The following is a 21,259-nucleotide window of genomic DNA, read 5'->3' as shown; positions in this document are numbered from 1 at the left end:
TGTCATGTTGAAAAAATCTCTTCTCGCTCTATTTGTTCTGGGTGCGTCGCTATCTAGCCAAGCGGTTGAGCCGCTCGGAATGCCTACCTCCTACGAGGAGCCTCAGCATCTCGTTATCAACAACAGAATCCTTGCAAAGATTAACGGCAAGACGATCTCGGTCGTCGATGTCGTCAAGAAGATGGATGTCTTCTTAAATCGAGCTTACCCACAATACGCCTCTTCAAAGGCAGCGCGCTACCAGTTCTACACTACTCAGTGGCGCAACACGCTCTCCCAGATGATTGATAATGAGCTGATGCTCGCAGACGCCGAGACAATTGAACTAAAAGTGAGCGATGGAGAGGTGCGTGAGAGCCTTCAAGAGCGCTTCGGGCCTAACGTCATGGCGAATTTAGAGAGCATCGGAATTACATATGAAGAAGCTCGCGAAATGATCCATGCAGAAATAGTTGTAAGCCGGATGCAATGGTTCAAAATTAACTCGAAGGCGATCTTAAGCGTCAGCCCTCAAGACATTAAAGCGGCATATAAGGAGTTCTGTCAAAAAAACCCTCCTGCCGAAGAGTGGAAATATCAGGTACTTTCAATCCGCGCAGTGGATAGCGCTCTCCTGGCTCCCCTCACTCAAAAAGCAGAAGCGCTTCTGAACACCCCAGACACTTCGCTTCAAACTGTTTACGAAAAAATCTCCACAGAAGAAGGGGTCGATCCTTCGATTACTCTCACACTCTCTCCTCCTTATGAAGTAGCTGATAAAAGTCTATCGGCTAGCCACAGAGAGACCCTCTCTAAACTTGTTCCAGGAGCGATCAGCGCTCCTCTTGCCCAACCCAGCAAGGATGGAAGTCTTGTCTACAGAATTTTTCACCTGAAAGATCACATCAAAAAAGAGCCTCCTCCTTTTGAAAAGGTCTCTGATACCCTCTTTGAAGAGCTCGCCGGAAAAGCCGCTGATAGGGAGACAGCTCAATATCTTGCAAAGCTGCGCCAGAAGTTCAGTTTTGAAGAGAAGCACTTCCAAGAGAGTCTTCCGGCTGACTTTCAGCCTTTCGCCCTGAAATGAGCCTCTCCCGCCCCTCCTATCTGATGCATTTTCTCCAAGAGATGGGAATGCGTCCTCAGAAAAAATGGTCTCAGAATTTTCTGGTTGATGGGAACATCATACGAAAAATCGTGCATGCCGCAGGAGCTGAAAAGGGAGATCTCATCCTAGAAATTGGACCCGGTCCTGGGGCACTCACCGAGGCGCTTCTCGCTCAGGGCTGCTCCGTTGCTGCAGTGGAGAAAGATCCTGGGTTTGCAGATGCTCTAATGCGCCTTGAAAAGGAGCCGGGTACTCTCTCTGTATTTAAAGAGGATATTCTCGATTTTCCCATCGAGAAGTTTCTACAAGAGAAGTGTAAAGGGGGCAAAAAGGTAAAAGTTGTCTCCAATCTCCCCTATCATATTACCACACCTATCGCGCTAAAGCTGCTTCCTCTCCACGCCTGGATCGAGTCAATTACAATCATGGTCCAGCGCGAAGTTGCTCTTCGAATTTGCGCTAAGCAGGGCTCTTCCGATTACAGCAGCCTCTCCCTCTTTACACAGTTCTACTGCTCTCCTCACTACTGTTTCACCGTTCCTCCCACCTGCTTTTTTCCCCAGCCAAAGGTTCATTCTGCTGTCGTTACCATGAATTTAAAGGAGCCTCCCCTCCCCCTTGAAAAAGAGGAGGCCTTCTTTAAAATAACGCGCACAGCATTCCAGCACAGAAGAAAGATGCTGCGCTCATCCCTTAAAGAGCTCTACAGCAAAGAGGTAATCGCCTCCTGCCTGGCAAAACTCAACATAGAAGAAGCGAGACCCGAAGAGCTATCGCTAGATCAGTTTCTTCTACTCTTTAATGAACTTTCTAGATCTACGGGTAAACTGCCAGATTAGATAACTGAAGGCGAGAGCAACTAGAATGATGATTGAGATCTTGTGTCCTAGAATCTGCTTGCACTCCTGCAGACACTCCATGATCTGATAGACGAACGTTTTATTCAGCGCGTCTGAAGCATAGATAGGTGCGCTCTTCAACACCTTTCCCACTTCGCTGTCGATAAGCTGGATCTCCCCTACCACATCTCCCTTCTCGATGGGCAGAGAGAGCTCCTTCCATCGAACAGAGGCTTTTATATTCGGCTCTTCGGAAGGGTAGTATTGGAGCACAAAATCTTCTGCAAGCGCAGCCTTCAGAAGAGTACTTGCCCCCTTCACCTTCATCGTGAGAGGATCGAATCCTTTTGCAAAAACTGTTCTAGAGACCTTCTTCTCATTAAAAGCGGCTTCAAAGAGTGCGGTCACATCTTTAAAACGCTGATGATAGTCTTCGCATGTCATTAGAACGGCAATGAGAGAGCGATTCTCGTCGGAGGCAGCGGCGACAATATTGTGGCCTGCGCTTTGTGTATATCCTGTTTTTACACCAATTGCTTTGGGATAGAAATGAGCACCCGAACGAAGCAGGGCGTTGGTTTGCACGAAGATCGTTTCTGGCTGCTTATTGGTCGCAGGCTTGGTGTAGCGGACTGTTTTTACTATCTCCCTAAAAAGAGGATTTCTCATCCCAACCTGAGTCATCTTGGCAAGATCGTAGGCCGTTGTTTTATGATCGTTGGTAGGAAGGCCGTGAGGATTGTAGTAGGTGGTCTGAAGACAGCCGTTTGCACGGAGAAAAGCATTCATCTCACTTATGAAAGCGGGAATGCTCCCCGAGACATATTCTGCAATGACATTGGCAGCATCATTACCTGAAATTAGCATCATCCCATAGAGCAGGTCTCTGAGTGGTACCTGCTCATCGACTTTTAAGCCCATGTGTGTGCCGCCATACTCTAATCTATAGGGCGCATGTTTCGTTCTTCTAACAGAGGGGGCAACACAGCCGACGGCATCGGAAGATACGGTGATGAGTTTATTTAAATCCTGAGCTTTCTTAGATAGCGCATAGATAGCTGTTGCTACCTTTGTTGTGCTCGCTGGAAATGCGGGTGTATGCGCGTTTTTTGCGTACAAGACCCTTCCCGTCTCGGCATCCATTAATATGGCGTAAGGAGCTGAAATATCGGACTTTAAAAGCCGAACTTTCGGTTTTAGAAGCTCTTGAGCTGGCTGCTGTTCGGAAAAGAGGAGGCAGGGGGTTAGGAGAAAAAGGGAGGCGAGATGGCGTACGCGTTTCATTTTTAAACTAAGTTGTTGACTATTAGTATATTACATCGGAGGTCGAGTTATCACAACCTAGAGAGAAAAATAGCTGAAGTTCTGAAAAGAGGCAATCAGTTCATGACGATTGGGGTTGACAAGTAGATTTTTGAAAGATAAACTAAAAAAACCGGGGGAGAGGATTTTTCTCCTCGGCCAAGGGGTATACAATGATCAATCCGATCAAGTTAGAAGAGTCATTCTTGGAGTTTACTCAAAATCTACAGAAGTGGGTGCCGGATGGCATTATTTCTGTAAACATCGGTCTTTTGAACGAGCTGGGCCTGTTGAACAACAACCATCTTGAACAGGGGACCCCAGAAAACTTAAGCAACTTCTTTCATGTAATCGAAACGCCGGACAAGATCACCCTTTTCAATGAGCAGTTCGCCATCTGGATCGTTCCTAAATCGGAAGAGGCTGCTCCCTCGACGCTTACCTTTATTGCTCTTCTTAATGCAAATAAGCCCCACCTAGAACTCGTTTTTTCGACGACAGGCGTCTACAACTCCCCTAAATACATCCTGAAAGTTCTACAGCACTTCCTCACCGACGTCATCGACACCGAAGCCACCATCGCCGCCATCGGCAAAAAACAGTAACCCTCAGTGAGTTTTCCTAACGGAAAACTCCGCGTATTTTGAATGTTTTCTGATTAGTTGAATAGACATGTCGGATGGTGTGCGCTTGCGCCACACCTCCCGCGACCACCTTGCGCTTCACCTCGCTTTGCCAAATCGCGTCCTCGGAGAAGGGGCGTACCTCTGTACGACCCCTGACGCGCTCGCCGCGCTTCTCCTGTGGGTGCGATTTTGCTGTGCGATCTGAATCGATCGGCTGCTCGAGGCGCTCATCCCACTTCCTTCGTCGTGGGTCCCTTTCGCGTCCAGTCGCAGTTGTAGTTAAAAAGAGTAAAAACCTCTTTCTTCAGTCTCTCTCTTCATTGCGGCGAAGCCGCATCACTTCTGCGCCACGCAGTAAGGCGCAGGCCGTGGCCGCTAGGGCAAAGAGCAATTGCGTCGAAGTTGCGAAGAGCAGTGCTCCGCACGGCGAGCAACCCGAGACGCGATAGCTCACGTCAGTGAGCGTTGATCAAAGCCATAGTTAGGCCCAAAGGGGCAGCTGGGGGTCCCCGAGAGAAGGCTAAAAGCACTTCTCCTGGACCACCGACATGTCTATCGTTAGCTTTCGCTAAAGTTTCAATAAAAAATGAAATGCAGTTTTCCTGGAGAGGAAAACTGCGAGGGGTTAGCGGGGGCGCTTGCGGGCGAAGCGGTTGTTGTCTCTTCTTGCTCCTGCTGGCTTGAAGGGACCACCTGCTCCTGCCGGTTTGAAGGGGCGCTTGTTGTTTTGGCGGTAAGGAGAGTTAGGCCTGTCAGACGATGGCTCGCGCTGAGGTTGTCTTTCGCGCGGTTCAAAGCCTGGAGTCACCTGAGTGCGGATCTTCTGTCCCGTGTAACGCTCAACGCGCTTGATGAAAGAGAACTCGTTTGGCTTCACAAAAGAGAATGCCGTACCTAAAGCGCCGGCTCTTCCTGTTCTGCCAATACGGTGAACGTAATCTTCGATGCCATTCGGCAGGTCGAAATTAAAGACGTGGCTAATTGTAGGAATATCGATACCTCTAGCTGCAACGTCTGTAGCAATCAGAATGCTCACTTGATTGCGTCTGAGTTGCATGATCGTATTTGTTCTCTGACGCTGCTTCATGCCACCATGGAGAGCGGCTACTGGAAGACCAGTCTGAGAGAGTTTATTCGCTAGCTGATCCGCTTGGTGTTTGGTCGCTGTAAAGACGACAGCTTGGCTCACCTTAGGATCTTTTAACATGTGCTCTAGGAGGCGGTACTTGTGGTCGAGGCTGTCGACGCTTAGCATCACTTGATCGATATTCTCGTGATTGGCTTGCATAGCTTCAATGCAGATCTCAACTGGATCTTTCAGAAGGCGTCTGGAGAGGTTCATTACGCTTCCTTTAAGAGTCGCAGAGAAGAGGAGTGTCTGTCTAGTAGCTGGGAGCGCTGCAGCGATCATCTCAACCGGTTCGATAAATCCCATGTCTAACATGCGGTCAGCTTCATCTAAGATGAACATCTCTACGCGAGAGAAATCGATGCGTTTTTGCTCAAAGTGGTCGATGAGTCTACCTGGCGTTGCGATCAGAATATCGAACGGGCGGGAGAGTTCACGATATTGGGGAGGATAGGGAGTTCCGCCGTAGATGCAGACAGTCTTTGCACGAGAGAGGTACTTGCTATATTTTTTGGCTTCATTTGCCACCTGCGCTGCGAGCTCGCGTGTTGGAACCAGAATAAGCGCACGGGGTCCTTTCCCAGGAAGAGCCGAAGGAACTGCCAGACGCATAAGTACAGGAAGAAGAAAAGCTGCTGTCTTTCCCGTTCCAGTTTGAGCGGAACCGCGAATATCGGTTCCTTTCATGATTTCAGGAATCGCCTGCTCCTGGATCGGTGTGGGTTGTTTATGCCCTAATTCTTCTATAGCTTTAAGAACTTCTAAATTCGAAACTAGATCTTTAAATTCCATTTGTATCTTCTTGGGTAATGAATATCGGTAGAATTTATCAGACCCCATCTATTAAAGCACCCTATTTAGGAGCTATGAACCTATCTCAATAAAATTCCCAATGAGATTTTGGGAGATTTTGAGACAGATTTTTTTAATTTTTCCGAGGCAGTGTCGCAAAAACTACAGCCGAGGAAAAATTTTAAAAATCTGTCCAAAAGCCCCGAAATATCGAAGGAATATTTTATTGAGATAGGTTCGTAGTCAAAAATCTTGAAAAACTGTAAAAAATTAACGTATGAAATCTTCTTTTTTACTTTTTCTTTTGTCTCTCTTGTCCAGCCTGGGCGCGGAGAGCCCTTTCCAAATAAATTTTCCAACAAAGCTCGAATTAACTCGCGAGGATTACGTAGACGTTCAAACCCAGCTCAGAACGATCGATTTAAAACCGCTTATTGATGAGCTATATGAAGAGTATAAGTCTCAAGGAGATGTTACTTATCAAGATTTTTTCTATCGATGCACCAAAGGATTGAGACAGACCCTGATTAAACCCGAGCAGGGACATTTACCCACTACTGATCTCATTAAGATTGGTCGAGGAGGGGGTCGATGTGTCGTCTGTTGTATTTCTTATGACAGCAACTACTATAACCTTGTCACGTCACTTGCTAAAGCCTTAGAAAAAACCGGATTCAATGGATATTTCTATTTTCGTGCAGGCGGATTCCCCAATCCCACGGGACAAGAGATTCAGTACGCTGGGGTCCCCTACTGCTTTAAAATTTTTACTATGTTAGAAGCCTATCAACTAGGCTTTTCGAGTGTTCTATGGATCGACTCCACAATGCTACCTCTAAGAAATCCAGATCTCCTATTTCAAATAATAGAATCCCATGGAGCCTTTCTTTTTGAAGAAGATATCTCTCAAAATAATCGCTATATTCTTCCATTTACACGAAAAGTTCTACAAGAACAGACAGGCGTGGATGTTTTCCACACAACCTATGTTCGCACACTCGTTTTTGGCCTTAAGATGGATACCGAGCTAGCACAGAGGCTCATTCGCTCATACTATGAGCTGGTTTCTATGGGGACACCATTTCTCTCCTGTTTTCCAGAAGAGTTTGTCCTTACAGCGATCATTGGACAGGATCCCTTTAAAGGTTGGAAAGGCCACGTTCATCACAACAAAATCATTAAAAAACACAAACGCAAACAAAAGCGTCACGACTACGTTCTAACCTTTGAACCTCCTAATGGAGTTCAACAGCCCATCCACTTCTTCTATTACCGAGGACATACTTGATCATTCTTGAGAAAGGATGACTTGGTAGCCATTCATCAAGATCTTCCATCCACGGCTTACAAGAAACTCGATGGCAAGCTTTCCTTTGCCTCCACCGGGCAGGCCGCAATCATCAATCATCACGACGCTCTTTCGAGTAAGTTTAGGATAAGCAGCGATGATCTCGTTGAGATGATGCTCTTGCGAAGGATTGGGATTATCAAGGACATAATCGTAACTGTCCAAATAAAGAAAATCGATCGGATCTTTAAAATTTTCGAGAAATGCCACAGAGTCTTGAGTGAAAAGCTGTACATAATTACGAGAGTGCCCGAGTGCCGCGGCGCAAGTGGCAATGGCTTGTGGATCGATATCTACAGAGTAGAGCACTCCTCCCATCTCTCTGACATAGTCTCCTACAATGATTGTAAAACAGCCATCGCCCAAAGGATTGCTGGCTCCGAGTCGCGATGTTCCTGTTTCAATAATCGTTGTGGCTCCTCTCCTCTGCATAAGCTGCATTGCAAAGGCAAGCGTGTCATGTCTCTTATCTCCTATCGGTATCCTCCCCGCTAAGAAGTGTTCAACAGATCTGCTTTTTTGTGGCTTCCGTTTATGAGCTGCTTCTATCGAAGGAACAAAGAGAGCCATAAGTAGGGCGATACTCAGGACAGATCTCAGAGAGAACATTGACAAATTGACGCCAAACATGTGATACCTCGATTTTAAATACAAAACTTTACGAAGACAGAACTTTTTACCCCAGAATTTTTATGCTATTATGGGTGTTTTTTAGATTCGCATCTCTTGGAATCTTAGTGTCTGCTCTTTCAGGCCTGCTCCTTACGGGGTGCGGCGGGGGATATGGCGGATATGGTGGTAGGTATTATTACTACGACTATGATGACGACTACTATTACCACAACTATCGTCACAACAGACATGGCGATGACCATCATGATGGACACCATGGCGAAGGACATCACGGCGGAGAGCACCATAGACAAGGCGGCCACGGCGGCGGCGGCGGGCATGGTGGTCATGGCGGTGGACACCGCTAAGAATAGACCTCTTTCGAAAGGGGGTTAATTTAAGAATTTTGTGAGGAAGAGATGGTTAAAGGGCTCGAGGCGCTCATAGGCAATCTCATCCATCAGCTGTTCTGCGAAAAAGATTCCAAGCCCACCCTCTTTTCTCTCATGTAGCTCTTCAAGCAGATCAACCGCTGGTTTTTGAAGAAGAGGATTGAAAGCGCGACCTTGATCCCGGACGATAAATTGAATTTTTTCCTCTGGGTAGAGCTTGCAAGTAAGCACCACTTCTCCCTTTTTTTCGGGATAGGCATAGCGAATCACATTCACAAGAACCTCTTCCAGAGCGAGCTGTATCCTGCTTGCCTCTGATGAAGAGAAACCAGCCTCTACACACCGCGTCTGAATCCATGTGAGGATGGAAGAGAGCTGTTCAAAAGAGGCAGTAAAGCAGATCTCTTCTATCTTCATGAACCTATCCCATTATTTTAAAATGATGATTTTTTTAAGGATTTTTTTCGCAGATTTTAGAGTCACTTCGCAGGACATACTTAAATAAGCAGGACAAGAAGTGACTCTAAAAGATGCGGAAAAAGACTCAAAAAGCACATTTTGGAAATAGTGAGATAGGTTCATTAGATGTTCAAATTAATGAGGCCGTCTACAATTTTTTGCGAGAGGTGGCGATAGAGCGGAGTCGCAGAATCGTCCTGGCCTCCTTCAACCGAGTCTAACTGACCCAAAGAAAATGTGATAGTGCGTTCGGGAACTCCCTCATTATTGATGAAGAGAAGTTCACGGATCGAATCTGGATCGATGTAGTCATACTCTGCATGAGCAACTACTTTTGTGGGCTCAATGAGTATCGTATTTGTTCGGGTGTCGATGAGAGAGATCTCCACAACAACCTCCCGCCTATTTTCAGTGCCGATTAAACGGTGCCTTAGATGCCCCGTAGGTCCGTGGCGTTCGTGGCGGTAGCCGATCTGGTCGAGATTACTGGAGACGATAACTGCATTTAAAAGCAGATCCCCTCCGCCTTGCCGACACTCAAAATAGCCTGAAGAGGTGAGCTGATGGATAAGCTCGGAAGTGAGCTTTCCTTCAGCGTCGCCTCTGACATAGGGAACTGTAATGGTGCGTACGCTAGCAACGGGTTCGTCTGCTTCAAAGCGATACCCGCATGCTGTTAGAAAGAGAAGGATGCAGAGGAGAGGGGCTCTCATGAGCCTTCTGCCTGAAGAGCCTCTACCGGAGGCTTAGGCTGTAATTTATGCAGACGCTGCTGAGAGAGCTCTGCGCATCTCGTGCTGGGATAGCTCGCTACAATTTTTTTATAATAAATGATCGAAGCGTCTATTTTTTTCGTGCGCTCAAAAAACTGAGCTGTTTCGAAGAGGTTTTTGGCATAGATCTCTTGCATCTTAGCGAGCATCTCTTCCGCTTGCTCAACCTGCTCGTTTTGAGGGAAGTCGAGTTTAAATTTGCGAAGGTTGATCTCTGCCAGGTCTAAAAAATCTGGATCGGGATATTGATTTTCACATTGGGTTAGATAGACTTCGCCAATCCCTAGGTAGCTCTGAGCTGCAAGTGCATTTTTGGGAAAGCGGCGGATGAGAGTCTGGTAGGTTTCAATACAGACTTTGTAATCTTCATCCTTAAGCAGAAGCTTAGCTTTGCCATAAAGCGCTTTAGCGCCGAGGTCGTGATGGGGGAGGGCGGTGATGACCTCATCGTAGATTGCAAGAGCCTCTTCACGCGCAGGCACCCACTTGGGCATGCTCTTCCATCCCATAAGATGCTTTCTTGCACCCTTCTGGAACATCTCTGCAATGGCAAACTTATACTCGATCGCCTCTTCGAAGTGCTTGGGGGTGGTCTGCTTCTTCAAATAGGTGGAGAACTCCTCATTTGCTAGCTCATACTCTTTCTGATTGAAGTAGCCCACTCCAAGGTAGAAGAGCGCTTCTTGTGCAAAGGGACTATCTGGAAAATTTTTAGTAACGATGATGGCTTGCTTAACTAGCTCATCCCACTTCTTCTTCTGGTAAGCGGTCATCGCAGCGCTGTAGTGCTCTTGAACCGACATGGTTGCAGCTTCCTCTTCAGGAACCAGCCTCCCCTCTTTTAAGAGATAGGTGGTGTGGCCTGCAAAAGGCTGAAACAGAAAAAGAATGAGGAGAAGTGTAGTTAATCGCATGAGCTTGTATTGTTAATAACTTAAGAAAAGATGTCAACGACACAACTGATCTTTCTAAGCTCTTCGTTCAAGGTTTTACCGTGCTCGATCCCCCAGGCAGCCTCTATCTCTATCCTTCCCACAGATCGGTCTGCACTTATAAATTCTATTTTAACTGGGGTTGAACCCGAGTGGGCTCTAAAGAGTTTTTTTAGCTCGATAATGTGAGTGAGTCGTGCGGCGTCGGCATTCAGTGTCAATTTCAGGGGCTTCGGCGCCTCTTTCTTTGCAGCTTGTTGCGTCTTCTCGGGAGCTCGTTGGCGAAACTCTGTCATTTTTACCTGCATTTTGGCGCGATCATAGGCCTGATCGCAAGCGTATATCATCTCTTCACTTGCTTGGGTAAGATCACCCATCCAGCGACACTGGAGCTTTATCGTCTCATGGTCCTCTCGGTCAACGACTAGAACGGCATAGATCAGCTGGTTTTCGACCAGTAGCGCCTGCTGCTGCTCATACAGATCGGACCAGATGGGCAGTTCAAGCCGCTCAACCCCATCGGAGATGGTCAAAATGGCAAATTTTCTCTGGTTCTTCTGTCCCAATTTGACATTCACCGTCTCCAAAATAAAGGCGGAGCGAACCACAGCGCCCTTATCCAGAGTATTAAAGCGACTTAACGGGACACAGGAGAGCCTCTGGAGAAGCGGCTTAAACTCATCCATTGGATGCCCAGTGAGGTAGAATCCAAGGAGCTCTTTCTCTCTTCTAAGAATTTTCTGCTTATCCTCTCTCTCCTCAATCTCAGGCGGAAGATCGACAGACTCCTCCTCCACTAGAGAAAAGAGACTAATCACTCCCCGCTCAGCCTCTTTCTGGTCGCGTGATGAAGTAGCAAAAAGAGGATCTACTGCTGCAATAAGCGACTGTCTAGACCATCCTGTGAAATCAAAACAGCCGGCTTCGATGAGATGTTCAACGGCTTTTTTTCCCACCTTTTTTGTGTCGACGCGCTTAAAAAAGTCAGCGAGAGATTTGAAACTGCCTCTCTGCTTCCTCTCTTCCACGATCGACTCTACAACCCCTTCTCCTATTCCCTTAATAGCTGTTATTGCAAAGCGAATCCCCTCTTCAGTAGCGACAAACTCTTTTCCAGATATATTTACATCCGGAGGGAGTATCGCAATTCCCATCGTCTGACACTCTCCTATAACCTTCGCAACTTTGGTGAGATCATCGCGATCAGAAGTCATAAGAGCCGCCATCCACTCGCGCGGATAGTTAGCCTTTAGGTAGCTGGTCACGTAGGTTAAGAAGCCGTAGGCTGCCGCGTGCGACTTGTTAAAGCCGTATGAGGCGAACTTTTCGACCTTATCGAAGATGCGCATAGAGGTCTGCTCATCGATACCATTCTTGAGAGCTCCCAAGCGGAACTTCTCTCGCTGGCGCATCATCTCCTCTCTATCCTTTTTACCCATCGCCCTTCTAAGAACATCACCCTCTCCGAGTGTGTATCCGGCCAGAAGGCTGGCGATCTGCATCACCTGCTCTTGATAGACCATGATCCCATAAGTTTCTGATAGGATCCCTTTCATGAGGGGGTGATCGATCTCAATCTGCTCCTTTCCGTGCTTGCGCTGCACGAAAGAGGGGATCATCTCCATCGGACCTGGACGGTAGAGAGCGCCGACAGCAATAATCTCTTCAAAGCAGTCGATATGCAGCTGTTTTGCAAGGTCTTGCATGCCAGCCGACTCTACCTGGAAGATCCCAAGTGTTTTACCCTGGTTGAGCAGAGCAAAGGTCTTCTTATCTTCAAGCGGCAGATCGACCCAGTCGATTGAAATTCCATGGTTCGCTTTAATCGAATCCACAGCTATCTGGATCGATGTCAGGGTCTTTAATCCTAAAAAGTCGATTTTAAGCATGCCGACAGTTTCTACTGGCTTCATGGAAAACTGGGTCACGACGATGTCGGTATCTTTGGCGACGCAGACTGGGATGCGCTCCATGATCGGATCCGCAGAGATGATAAGCCCTGCGGCGTGGATGCCCGTATTGCGCACCGATCCTTCTAAAATCTTCGCGAGGTCGATGCAGCGGCGCACCTCCTCATCTGTCTCATACTGCTGCCTAAGTAGGGGATCGAGCTCGAAGGCTTTCTCCAGCGTCATGTTGGGATCTTCTGGCACGAGCTTCGCAATCGCATTGACCTTGGCAAGCGGGATGCTTAAAACTCGTCCGACGTCTTTGATCGCCATCTTGGCCTTCATCGTGCCAAAGGTCATGATCTGAGCGACCTTATCTTTTCCATACTTGCGAATGGTGTAGTCGATCACCTCGCCCCGTCTGTCCATGCAGATGTCGACGTCGATATCGGGATAGGAGAGTCGTTCAGGGTTGATGAAGCGCTCAAAGAAGAGGCTGAAACGGAGAGGTTCGATGTCTGTAATTTCGATCAAGTAGAGGACGATTGATCCGGCACCAGAACCCCGCCCAGGTCCCATCGGAATTCCTTGGCGCTTTGCCCACGCGATGAAGTCCCAAACGATGAGCAGGTAGTCGCCCATTCCTTTTGAAATGATGATCTCTAGCTCATACGCCAGACGCTCTCTCACAATCTCAAGAGGATCTCTCGTCGGATACTTCTCCTTCACCTTGAGCAGCCTTTCTGGAGTATACCTCTTTTTGACCCCCTCCTCGCAGAGCTGTCTTAAGAAAATCTCAGCGGCTTTCTCACGCTCCTCTTTAGTAAAAGTTGTCCCTTCCATTTGAGGTGGCACGAAGACAGGGTAGTATTTTGTCTTGAAATCCATCTCAAACTGGCATCTGTCGACAATGATCTGCGCTGTATCAACTGCTTCGGGAAAATCGGAAAAGAGGGTGCGCATCTCCTCTGGAGATTTGAAGTTGTGGGCGTGGGAAGCGAAGGTCTGTCTTTTCGGATTGAGAATGCGGTTTTTTGGATTGCCCTGAGAGTCTCTCTCCCAGATCTCGCACGGCTCGCCCGACTGGATATTCATCAGGACCTCATGAGCTCTCCAGTCCTCTCTCTCCAAATATCTGACATCGCACGTGGCAACGCAGCGAATGCCGTGCTCTCGTCCCAGCTCCCTGTAGCGCCGAATGACCTTCTCTTCTTGAGCTATCCACTCTTCATAATTCTGATAGGCCCACGCCTCTTTACGCATCTCGTCGGCGCTGATCTCCGCTTCGCTCATCGGATGGCGCTGAACCTCTAGAAAGAAGTCCTCGCCAAATAGCTCTTGGTACCATTTGAGTTCAGAAATGAGCTCCTCTTCATTCTCCTGAATAACACACTGAGCAAGTCTGCTGTGGAGAGGGCCGGAGAGGCAGATCAACCCCTCGTGATGCTTGGCAAGCAGCTCCTTGTCGATCCGGGGAACGTAGTAGAAGCCCTCTAAGTGGGCAAGCGAAGAGAGTTTGCAGAGGTTCTCATACCCCTTTTTATTTTTGACAAGTAAGATAAGTGGGTAGCTCGTAGGCTGCTTTCCTACGCGCTTCTTTTCAAAGCGAGAGGTAGGAGCTAGGGAGAGTTCACATCCGAGCAGAGGCTTGATACCCGCTTCTTTACACGCCTTAAAAAATTCGACAGCTCCGTAGAGGTTGCCAGAATCGGTGAGCGCAACTGCACTCATCCCACTCGCCTTAGCTTTAGCAGCGAGTTTTGTGAGGGAGATTGTCGAATCTAAAATCGAATATTGAGAGTGGACGTGCAGGGCGGCCCAAGACATTGCTCTTCCTTTGTCAGTTCAAAGGAATGGAGTCTAACCTTCTTCGGGCGCGTTTTCAATAGCTGGTGAAGATTTTTTATCCTTCCCATCCTCATCCGAACTAAAGTTTGGGTGGGTTTTAACAGACCAGAGAGGCAGAAGCAGAGCGACAGAGATCGCACCGCAGGCTGCAAGGACGATAAAAAATCCTAGCCAGCCAAACTCTTGCGTCATCTTCCCCAGTGGGTAGCCCGCCGTGGCTGCTCCCAGATAGGCGATCCAGCCCACAAATCCCGTGGCTGAGCCGGCAGCTTTTTTGTGAGAAAGTTCAGCCGCTGCCATGCCGATGAGCATCTGCGGACCGAAGATTAAGAAGCCGATTCCAAACATGATGAGAAAATCTAAGACGAGCATGCCGGGCGGTGAAAACCAGAGAGCCGCCACTGCAAATATGACGAGAAAGCTGAAAAGGACGTTGATAGGTCCGCGCTTACCTTTAAAGATCCTGTCTGAAGCAAAGCCAGCCACAAGACTTCCGAAAATTCCACCAATCTCAAACCAGAAGACGCATGCTCCGGCAGTGAGAAGAGAGTAGCCCTTCGTCTCAACAAGATAGAGAACTGTCCAGTCGTTGATACCTGTGCGGATGATGTAGACAAAAAAGTAGGAGGCAGCAAGAAGCCAGATGTACTTATTTGATAAAACATATTTAAAGAGGATCTCTTTGAGAGGAAGCTCCTTCTCCTGCTCGTGCTTTGCACTCGGATAGTCGTCTCTAAATTTTTCAATCGGAGGAAGGCCGAGGGACTGAGGGGTATCTCGCAGACGGTTGATTACAAATAAACCCACTGCGATACAGAGAACTCCAGGCACGTACATCGCATAACGCCATCCATAATACTCTGCGCAGCCAGCTGCTAGAAGCGGGATCAGAGCCCCTCCTACGCTATGAGAAGAGTTCCAGACGCCCCACCAGCTGCCTCTCTCTTTTTGAGAGTACCAGTGCGTAAGAAGCCGCGCGCATGGAGGCCATCCCCATCCCTGGAACCAGCCATTTAATCCCCAGAATAGAGCAAAGAAGAAGAGGGAGGAGGAGAGGCCGAAAAAAATATTTAGAAATCCGGTTAAAATGAGACCGGTAGCCATGAAGTAGCGCGGGTTGGACTTGTCCGCTAGAATACCGCTGAGGAACTTGCTGATTCCGTAAGTGATTGAAAGTATGCTGGCCAGAATCCCCAGCTGCGCCTTATCAAACCCCAAATCTTGGATAAGGGCCGGCATCGCAAAGGTGAAGCTCTTGCGGGTGAAGTAGTAGAAGATGTACCCGACGTACATCCCGTAAAAGATGCGCATCCGCCAGTACTTATAGCTCTTCTTAACGACCTCTTCGTCAGCGATCTCCTCTTTATAGGGAGCTGGCCTAAACAGATCTAAAAAACTCACGCAAGCGACTCCTTTTTTCCTTTTTGGATAAAGAGTGACGAATTCCAAAAAACGCCGAAAACTTAAAAAGAAATGGGCACGATGTCAACCATTTTTTCCTTTAAAGTTTTTTCTTCAACTGATAATAAAGGATTATAAAACAACGCGAAAATAATTCCCATTATTATGACAAACTTCCCGAAACCAATTGGAAGATTCGGAGATGATAAAAATAAAGATTGGTCTTTACCCCCTGTTGAAGGCGTCGAAAAGAACAAAAAATTCAAAGAAGAGGCCCAAAACCTACAAAAAAAAGAATTTTCTGCCCGGCCCCTTTTATTAGCATCCTTGGCAATTTGCTGCAAAAATTTTTTAACCCAACTGCTTGCAAAAGAGAGAGGTTTTGGAGCTGTCGATCTAAACCAAGTTAAAGAGCATCTGCTGGGATTCAAAAAACTTTTAGAAAAACTCTCCCATGAAGATCTTAGCCGGACGATAACTTTTACGCGCAAACTCTCCGATCTCTGGATTGAGCTCCATGAAGACCTGCGGAAAATTCAACTTTTCGAAGCTGAAACTCCGCGCATTGGGCCCGATCTAAAAACGACTCTCGACGCAATCGGCTCCTTTCCTCCAGGCGCAGATCACCGCCTCGGCTACTATCTAAAGGAGCACGTCGGACAAGAGTGGCTCCCTTTTCCCTTCATGGACATTCTCTCCTTGCTTTACAAAGAGCATCTCCGCAGAGGCTCCCGCAGCATCCTCACGATCTGGCTCTCTCTCCTCGCCGACACCCTCTTCCACTTCGAGCAAGGGCCTTCGGCCTAGAAGAAGCCCGCCCGGGAAAAAGACGCGCTCGGAGAGGCCCGCCCGGGAAAATGGACTTTAACGGACAAAGAATGGACGAGGAACGGACAGGCGGGCAAGAAAGAGGAAAAGAATTCTTTCTTCAGCGCGTGTCCATTTTCGTCCATTTCCTGTCCATTCTTTGTCCGTTTTCGTCCATTTCTTCTCCGAGCGCTCTTCTGTTTTCCCTGGCGGGCTCTTTTCTCCGAGCGCTCTTCCGTTTTCCCGGGCGGGCTTCTTCTCCGCGCGCCTAGCCTTTACTATTAAAGGGGGGGTGTATATATTTTTTCTCTATGGAATACACGATCCCGAAAGGCCTTTTTGATATCCTTCCAGAAGAGACCGATCCTGAGGCCGTATGGCGGACGTCCGATCGCTGGCAGTATGTCGAAGAAAAGATGAGGCGCATTGCACACGCTTATGGCTTCAAAGAGATTCGCACGCCAATGTTTGAGCGCACGGAGCTCTTTGTCCGCGGCGTCGGAGAGTCTTCCGATATCGTCTCGAAAGAGATGTACACCTTTCTAGATAAGGGCGATCGATCGATGACCCTGCGACCAGAGGGAACCGCCGCTGTTCTACGCGCTTTTGTAGAAAATCGCCTTTCCCAACTTCCTTCTCTTCATAAATTCTTCTACATTGGCCCAATGTTCCGCTACGAGCGTCCTCAAGCTGGTCGCTACCGTCAGCACTACCAGTTTGGAGCGGAAGCGATCGGCGTCTCTAAGCCTGAACAAGATGTTGAAATGATCGACTTCCTCTGCGAAATCTATCGCGAGCTGGGACTGAAAAACCTAGTTGTGCTGCTCAACAGCGTTGGCGACGGATCTTCTAGAGAACTCTATCGACAAAAACTGACCGAGTATCTGCAGCCGCGCTTTGCAGAGCTCTCAGCTGATAGCCAAGTGCGCTTTTCAAAAAACATTCTCCGTATCCTCGACTCAAAAGATGTAAAAGACCAGCAGATTTTGGAGGGAGTTCCCTCTATTCTTGAGACGCTAAATGAGGAGTGCTTAAACCACTTTGAACAGGTAAAGACTCTCCTTAAAAAACAGGGCATCTCCTATCAAGTCAATCCTAAGCTTGTCCGCGGGCTGGACTACTACAACAAGACTGTTTTTGAAGTGATCTCTTCGGATCTCGGAGCGCAAAATACGATCGGCGCAGGCGGCAGATATGACGGCCTTGTCGCTGATCTTGGCGGGCCGAAACTTCCCTCAGTAGGTTTTGCAACAGGGTTCGAGCGCATCTTACAAACTATGCAAAAGCAGGGAGCCTTCTTCCCCCCACCGCCTCACCCTCTAGTCTTTTTAATTGGTCTTGGAAGCGCAGCTTATGACTACTGTTTTGAACTGCTTCTTAAGCTGAGGCACGAGGGAGTTCCTGCAGAGATGGATCTCTCTGGAAAAAAACTTCAACACGGGCTTCAGCTTGCAAATGGAGCGCATGCGAGATATGCTCTCGTTATCGGAGAGAGCGAGCTCGCCTCTCAGGTAGCGAGCATCAAAGATATGGCCTCCAGAGAAAACAGCACGATCAAGCTAAGTGAACTTGTGCAGAAATTAAAAACTTACAACTCGCGGATAGACTCATGAACCTACTACCTTTTTTCCTTCTTCTTTTACCCGTACTCTGCCTAGCAGAGCCCGTTGAAAAGGTAAACGATGAGAAAGCTCACGCCGACATCGCAAAGATCTCTGAAGCCTTCGGCCATCTCATTGGCAAAAACATGGAGACGCTTGGAGTCGACTTCGATGTCGAACGCGTCGCTCAAGGCATGAGAGACTCCGCACAGGGAAAGAAGTCTCCAATGTCAGAAGAAGAGTGCGTGCAGGCTCTCACCTCGGTTCAAGAAGCTCTTTTCAAAAAGCAGGCCCAAGAAAATCTTAAAAACGCTACCGCCTTTCTTGAGAAAAATGCGAAAGAAAAGAACGTAGTGGTTTTGAATGAGGGGAAACTTCAGTACAAGATCGAAAAGACAGGTGCAGGCGATAAAATCGAAGAGCACCATACACCGCTGATTCGCTATGTTGGAAAATATCTCGATGGATCCGTGTTCGGCGCCTCGAAAGAGGAAGAGGCTCTCTCCCTCGATGAGACAATTGCTGGCATTCAACAGGGTCTTTTAGGCATGAAAGAAGGCGAAAAGAGAACTCTCTTTATCCATCCCGACCTCGCCTACGGGACAACTGGCCTTCTACCTCCCAACTCTCTTCTGACATTTGAGGTTGAGGTTGTGAAGGCAAACACAGTCTCTCAGACTGAGAGCCCCTCGGTTTCAACAACCCCGGACCAGCAGCTCTTTCAGGAACTGGCTTCTCCCTCAGACAAAAGAGAGGCTATCCGTTAACAGATAAGTGGAAATTATTCTTTTTCAGCCGCAGATCCCGCAAAACACCGGCAACATTGTACGCACCTCTTCAGTTACAGGCAGCTCTCTTACGCTGGTAAAGCCCCTTGGATTCAGCACCTCTGCACGGATGCTTAAACGCGCGGGTCTCGACTATTGGGACGGCGTGAATGTAAAAGAGATCGATGATCTCTTTGCCTACTTAGAAAAAAGCTCTAGCCCCTTCTATTTTTTCTCTAGCCATTCAACGCGTCCATACACAGATGTCTCTTACACTCCTGATGATCTTCTCATCTTCGGATCCGAAACAGCCGGCCTGCCCGCTTTATATCGAGAAAAATGGCCTGAGCGCTTTTTAACAATACCCATGCGCAAAAATAACCGCTGCCTCAACCTTGCCAACGCAGTCTCCGTCGTGGTATACGAAGCGTGGCGACAAAACCAGTTTGCCTAACCCTGCACGATGAAATTATCGCTTCCCTTCCAGATTCTCATTGCGACACTTCTTGGAATCACCGTTGGAATCGTCTTCGGCGAATCCTGCGAGGTGTTTGCTTCATGGGGCAGCGCCTACATCATGCTCATGAAGATCACGATTCTCCCCTACCTCATTTGTGCAATTATTCATGGAGTCGGGCAGTTTCAGGCTGCGCAAGCATGGGAGATCCTGAAAAAAGGGGCTCTCTTTATCGCCATAGCATGGGCTGTCAACATCGCTATGATCTACCTCGCCGTCTTCTCCTTCCCTCAGCCCGCAGGAGAGCAGCTCGGAAGTTTTATGGCAGAGCAGCCAGCATCCCTAAATATCGCTGAGCTTCTCATACCGGAAAATATCTTCAACTCTCTTAGCAATAACATTGTTCCCGCCATCGTTGTCTTTTCGCTTCTCATCGGCATCGCCCTGATCGGCATCAAAGAGAAGCAGACTTTGATGAGTTTTCTGGAGGGATTTGTCGCAGCTCTAACGAGAGTTACTCTCTGGATTGCCAAGATCACCCCGATTGGAACTTTTCTAATCATCGCCTATCAGGTCGGAACGGTCGACCTCGCAACAGTTAAGCAGGTTGGAAGCTATCTCTTTCTTTATGTTCTTACCCTGGCGATTATCGCTTTCTGGATCTTCCCGCGACTGACAGGTGCTTTAACGGGAATGCGCGCTTCGAGCTGGGTGAAAGACCTCTTTCCCATTCTTCTTTTGGCTTACACAACGAATACAGTGATCGTCTGCCTTCCCTATATCATTCAACTTCTTGAGAGAGAGACCCGCTTTTCAAAAGAGGCGCAGAGTCAAAATCAGGGGATTGTCTCCATCGTATTCAACTTGCCTTTTGCTTCAGTCTTCATCACGATCTTCATCTTTTTTACCGCCATCCTCTATCGATCTCCTCTCTCTCTGTTCAGCCAGCTGAAACTCTTTCTCACTACTTTTCTAACAAGTCTTGGAGCAATTGGCATCGGCTCCTGGTTGAACAGTTTGACTTTTTTACTCGATACGTTAGGACTCCCGCTAGATGCAATAGACCTCTATCTTCTTACGCTGCCTTTTACAGCGGGACTACAATCGATACTCTCTGCTGTAGAGATCGCATCCGTCTCTCTCATGATCACTCTCGCCTGTCAACACCGGATCGCATTTCGCTGGTCTAAAATCTGCAGAATGGGACTTTTAACTCTACTTCCGGTGCTTCTCGTTTATGGCGGTTTAAAAAACTTAAAACTTCTGCCAGAGATACAGACTGAAGGGCATACGATTTGCGACATAGAGATGAGAGGCGATGTCCCTGTGGAGGTCTTCACTGAAAATCCGACACCGCGCCCAGCTTCAAAAGAGGATCCATTCGAAAGAATTTTGCGCACAAAAATCTTGCGAGTAGGATACAACCCCAGCACAATTCCCTTCTGTTTTTACAACTCGAACGGGAATCTCGTCGGCTACGATATGGCCTTCGCTTTTGAGCTTGCTCACGATCTCGGCTGCAAATTGGAACTGGTTCCACTCGATTACAGCAAGCTTGCAGAGGAAGCGCGCTCGGATCTATTTGATATTGGGATGTCTGCAATTTCTATTACAGAAGAGCGCCTTAAAGAGGTGACCTTCTCCTCTCCATACCTGCAATCAAAACTCGTCTTTGTCGTTAAAGACAAGCGAAGGAAAGAGTTTGCCACCGTGCGCGCTGTCCTTAAAAATCCAGAAGTGCGTATTGCAGTGCTAAATCGCACCTCTTTTGTCTCTCTGGCAGAGCGGCTATTCCCTCAAAAACAGCTGGTCTTGCTGGAAAATGAGGAGGAGTTTGCAAACCATCCAAATGCTGATATTCTTCTCTGGGCAGAACAGGAAGCGATCTCCTGGGTCATTCGCCATCCATTTTATACGATCGTATTTCCCAAGCCTTCCCTTGGAATCGACAGCTTTGGCTATCTCGTAAAGCCAGATGCACCCCGCCTTTTGAACTTTTTAGATCAGTGGCTAGAGCTCAAAAAAAATGAGGGTTTTACAGAGACTCAATACAACCGCTGGATCTTGGGACAAAAAGAAAAACCAGCAAACGCAGAGCGCCGCTGGTCTCTTCTCAATCTCTCCAAATAAACACTAAGCGCTCGGAGAAGAAATGGACACAAACGGACAAAGAATGGACAGGAAATGGACGAAAACGG

At 47.9% G+C, this 21,259-nt stretch carries 18 protein-coding genes; 10 read left to right on the top strand and 8 right to left on the bottom strand.

All coding sequences use genetic code 11. The annotated features are described in order from the left end of the window. Positions 1 to 4: 4 nt before the first annotated feature. Together HYX48_08110 and rsmA are read left to right on the top strand one after the other, a co-directional pair. Positions 5 to 1,066, top strand: coding sequence for a SurA N-terminal domain-containing protein (locus HYX48_08110; protein MBI2743863.1), 1,062 nt, complete (start codon positions 5 to 7; stop codon positions 1,064 to 1,066). Then, the gene (rsmA, locus tag HYX48_08105) at positions 1,063 to 1,926 is read left to right on the top strand and encodes a ribosomal RNA small subunit methyltransferase A (GenBank protein ID MBI2743862.1); all 864 of its coding nucleotides are present in this window, start codon (positions 1,063 to 1,065) and stop codon (positions 1,924 to 1,926) included. The genes HYX48_08110 and rsmA overlap by 4 nt, the downstream gene beginning before the upstream one ends. Here the strand turns inward: rsmA and HYX48_08100 are convergent. Beyond that, positions 1,879 to 3,210, bottom strand: a complete 1,332-nt coding sequence (locus HYX48_08100) for a D-alanyl-D-alanine carboxypeptidase (GenBank protein MBI2743861.1) — start codon at positions 3,208 to 3,210, stop codon at positions 1,879 to 1,881. The two genes, rsmA and HYX48_08100, sit on opposite strands and share 48 nt — an antisense overlap. 191 nt (positions 3,211 to 3,401) lie before the next feature. On the opposite strand from HYX48_08100, the gene HYX48_08095 reads away from it, so the two are divergent. After that, positions 3,402 to 3,833 carry a hypothetical protein gene (locus tag HYX48_08095; protein ID MBI2743860.1) on the top strand — a complete coding sequence of 144 codons (432 nt, stop codon included), beginning with the start codon at positions 3,402 to 3,404 and terminating at the stop codon, positions 3,831 to 3,833. Between the two features lie 646 nt (positions 3,834 to 4,479). Here HYX48_08095 and HYX48_08090 read toward each other — a convergent pair. After that, the gene (locus HYX48_08090; protein MBI2743859.1) at positions 4,480 to 5,775 is read right to left on the bottom strand and encodes a DEAD/DEAH box helicase; all 1,296 of its coding nucleotides are present in this window, start codon (positions 5,773 to 5,775) and stop codon (positions 4,480 to 4,482) included. A gap of 313 nt (positions 5,776 to 6,088) precedes the next feature. Here HYX48_08090 and HYX48_08085 point away from each other — a divergent pair, with 313 nt between their 5' ends. Next, positions 6,089 to 7,063, top strand: coding sequence for a hypothetical protein (locus HYX48_08085; GenBank protein ID MBI2743858.1), 975 nt, complete (start codon positions 6,089 to 6,091; stop codon positions 7,061 to 7,063). Here HYX48_08085 and HYX48_08080 read toward each other — a convergent pair whose 3' ends face one another. After that, positions 7,064 to 7,732 carry a class I SAM-dependent methyltransferase gene (locus HYX48_08080; GenBank protein MBI2743857.1) on the bottom strand — a complete coding sequence of 223 codons (669 nt, stop codon included), beginning with the start codon at positions 7,730 to 7,732 and terminating at the stop codon, positions 7,064 to 7,066. An 83-nt stretch (positions 7,733 to 7,815) separates the two neighbouring features. Between HYX48_08080 and HYX48_08075 the strand changes: the two genes are divergently transcribed. Further along, positions 7,816 to 8,103, top strand: coding sequence for a hypothetical protein (locus HYX48_08075; protein MBI2743856.1), 288 nt, complete (start codon positions 7,816 to 7,818; stop codon positions 8,101 to 8,103). A 24-nt stretch (positions 8,104 to 8,127) separates the two neighbouring features. Here the strand turns inward: HYX48_08075 and HYX48_08070 are convergent, their stop codons facing one another. The 5 genes from HYX48_08070 to HYX48_08050 all read right to left on the bottom strand — a co-directional run bounded on the left by HYX48_08070 (position 8,128) and on the right by HYX48_08050 (position 15,429). Then, positions 8,128 to 8,544 carry an ATP-binding protein gene (locus tag HYX48_08070; GenBank protein ID MBI2743855.1) on the bottom strand — a complete coding sequence of 139 codons (417 nt, stop codon included), beginning with the start codon at positions 8,542 to 8,544 and terminating at the stop codon, positions 8,128 to 8,130. A 164-nt stretch (positions 8,545 to 8,708) separates the two neighbouring features. Next, positions 8,709 to 9,299, bottom strand: coding sequence for a hypothetical protein (locus HYX48_08065; protein MBI2743854.1), 591 nt, complete (start codon positions 9,297 to 9,299; stop codon positions 8,709 to 8,711). Beyond that, positions 9,296 to 10,273, bottom strand: coding sequence for an outer membrane protein assembly factor BamD (gene bamD, locus HYX48_08060; protein MBI2743853.1), 978 nt, complete (start codon positions 10,271 to 10,273; stop codon positions 9,296 to 9,298). The genes HYX48_08065 and bamD overlap by 4 nt, the downstream gene beginning before the upstream one ends. Before the next feature lie 20 nt (positions 10,274 to 10,293). After that, positions 10,294 to 14,007 (bottom strand): DNA polymerase III subunit alpha, encoded by a 3,714-nt coding sequence (gene dnaE / locus HYX48_08055; protein MBI2743852.1) that lies wholly within the window; start codon positions 14,005 to 14,007, stop codon positions 10,294 to 10,296. A 33-nt stretch (positions 14,008 to 14,040) separates the two neighbouring features. Then, positions 14,041 to 15,429, bottom strand: a complete 1,389-nt coding sequence (locus tag HYX48_08050; protein ID MBI2743851.1) for an MFS transporter — start codon at positions 15,427 to 15,429, stop codon at positions 14,041 to 14,043. A 327-nt stretch (positions 15,430 to 15,756) separates the two neighbouring features. On the opposite strand from HYX48_08050, the gene HYX48_08045 reads away from it, so the two are divergent. From HYX48_08045 to HYX48_08025, 5 genes are all read left to right on the top strand, one after another. Beyond that, on the top strand, positions 15,757 to 16,236 hold the full coding sequence (locus HYX48_08045; protein ID MBI2743850.1) for a hypothetical protein: 480 nt from the start codon (positions 15,757 to 15,759) through the stop codon (positions 16,234 to 16,236). 311 nt (positions 16,237 to 16,547) lie between these two features. Then, positions 16,548 to 17,849 carry a histidine--tRNA ligase gene (locus HYX48_08040; GenBank protein ID MBI2743849.1) on the top strand — a complete coding sequence of 434 codons (1,302 nt, stop codon included), beginning with the start codon at positions 16,548 to 16,550 and terminating at the stop codon, positions 17,847 to 17,849. Continuing rightward, the gene (locus HYX48_08035) at positions 17,846 to 18,604 is read left to right on the top strand and encodes an FKBP-type peptidyl-prolyl cis-trans isomerase (protein MBI2743848.1); all 759 of its coding nucleotides are present in this window, start codon (positions 17,846 to 17,848) and stop codon (positions 18,602 to 18,604) included. The genes HYX48_08040 and HYX48_08035 overlap by 4 nt, the downstream gene beginning before the upstream one ends. A 7-nt stretch (positions 18,605 to 18,611) precedes the next feature. Further along, entirely contained in the window at positions 18,612 to 19,058 is a 447-nt protein-coding gene (locus HYX48_08030; GenBank protein MBI2743847.1) for a tRNA (cytidine(34)-2'-O)-methyltransferase, read from the top strand. 9 nt (positions 19,059 to 19,067) lie between these two features. Then, positions 19,068 to 21,191, top strand: coding sequence for a cation:dicarboxylase symporter family transporter (locus tag HYX48_08025; protein ID MBI2743846.1), 2,124 nt, complete (start codon positions 19,068 to 19,070; stop codon positions 21,189 to 21,191). Positions 21,192 to 21,259: the final 68 nt, after the last annotated feature.

It is taken from the genome of Chlamydiales bacterium (assembly GCA_016185065.1).
Lineage (GTDB): Bacteria > Chlamydiota > Chlamydiia > Chlamydiales > Rhabdochlamydiaceae.
Note: the sequence above shows the minus strand (reverse complement) of the source record. Positions and strands in the feature narration are given on the sequence as shown.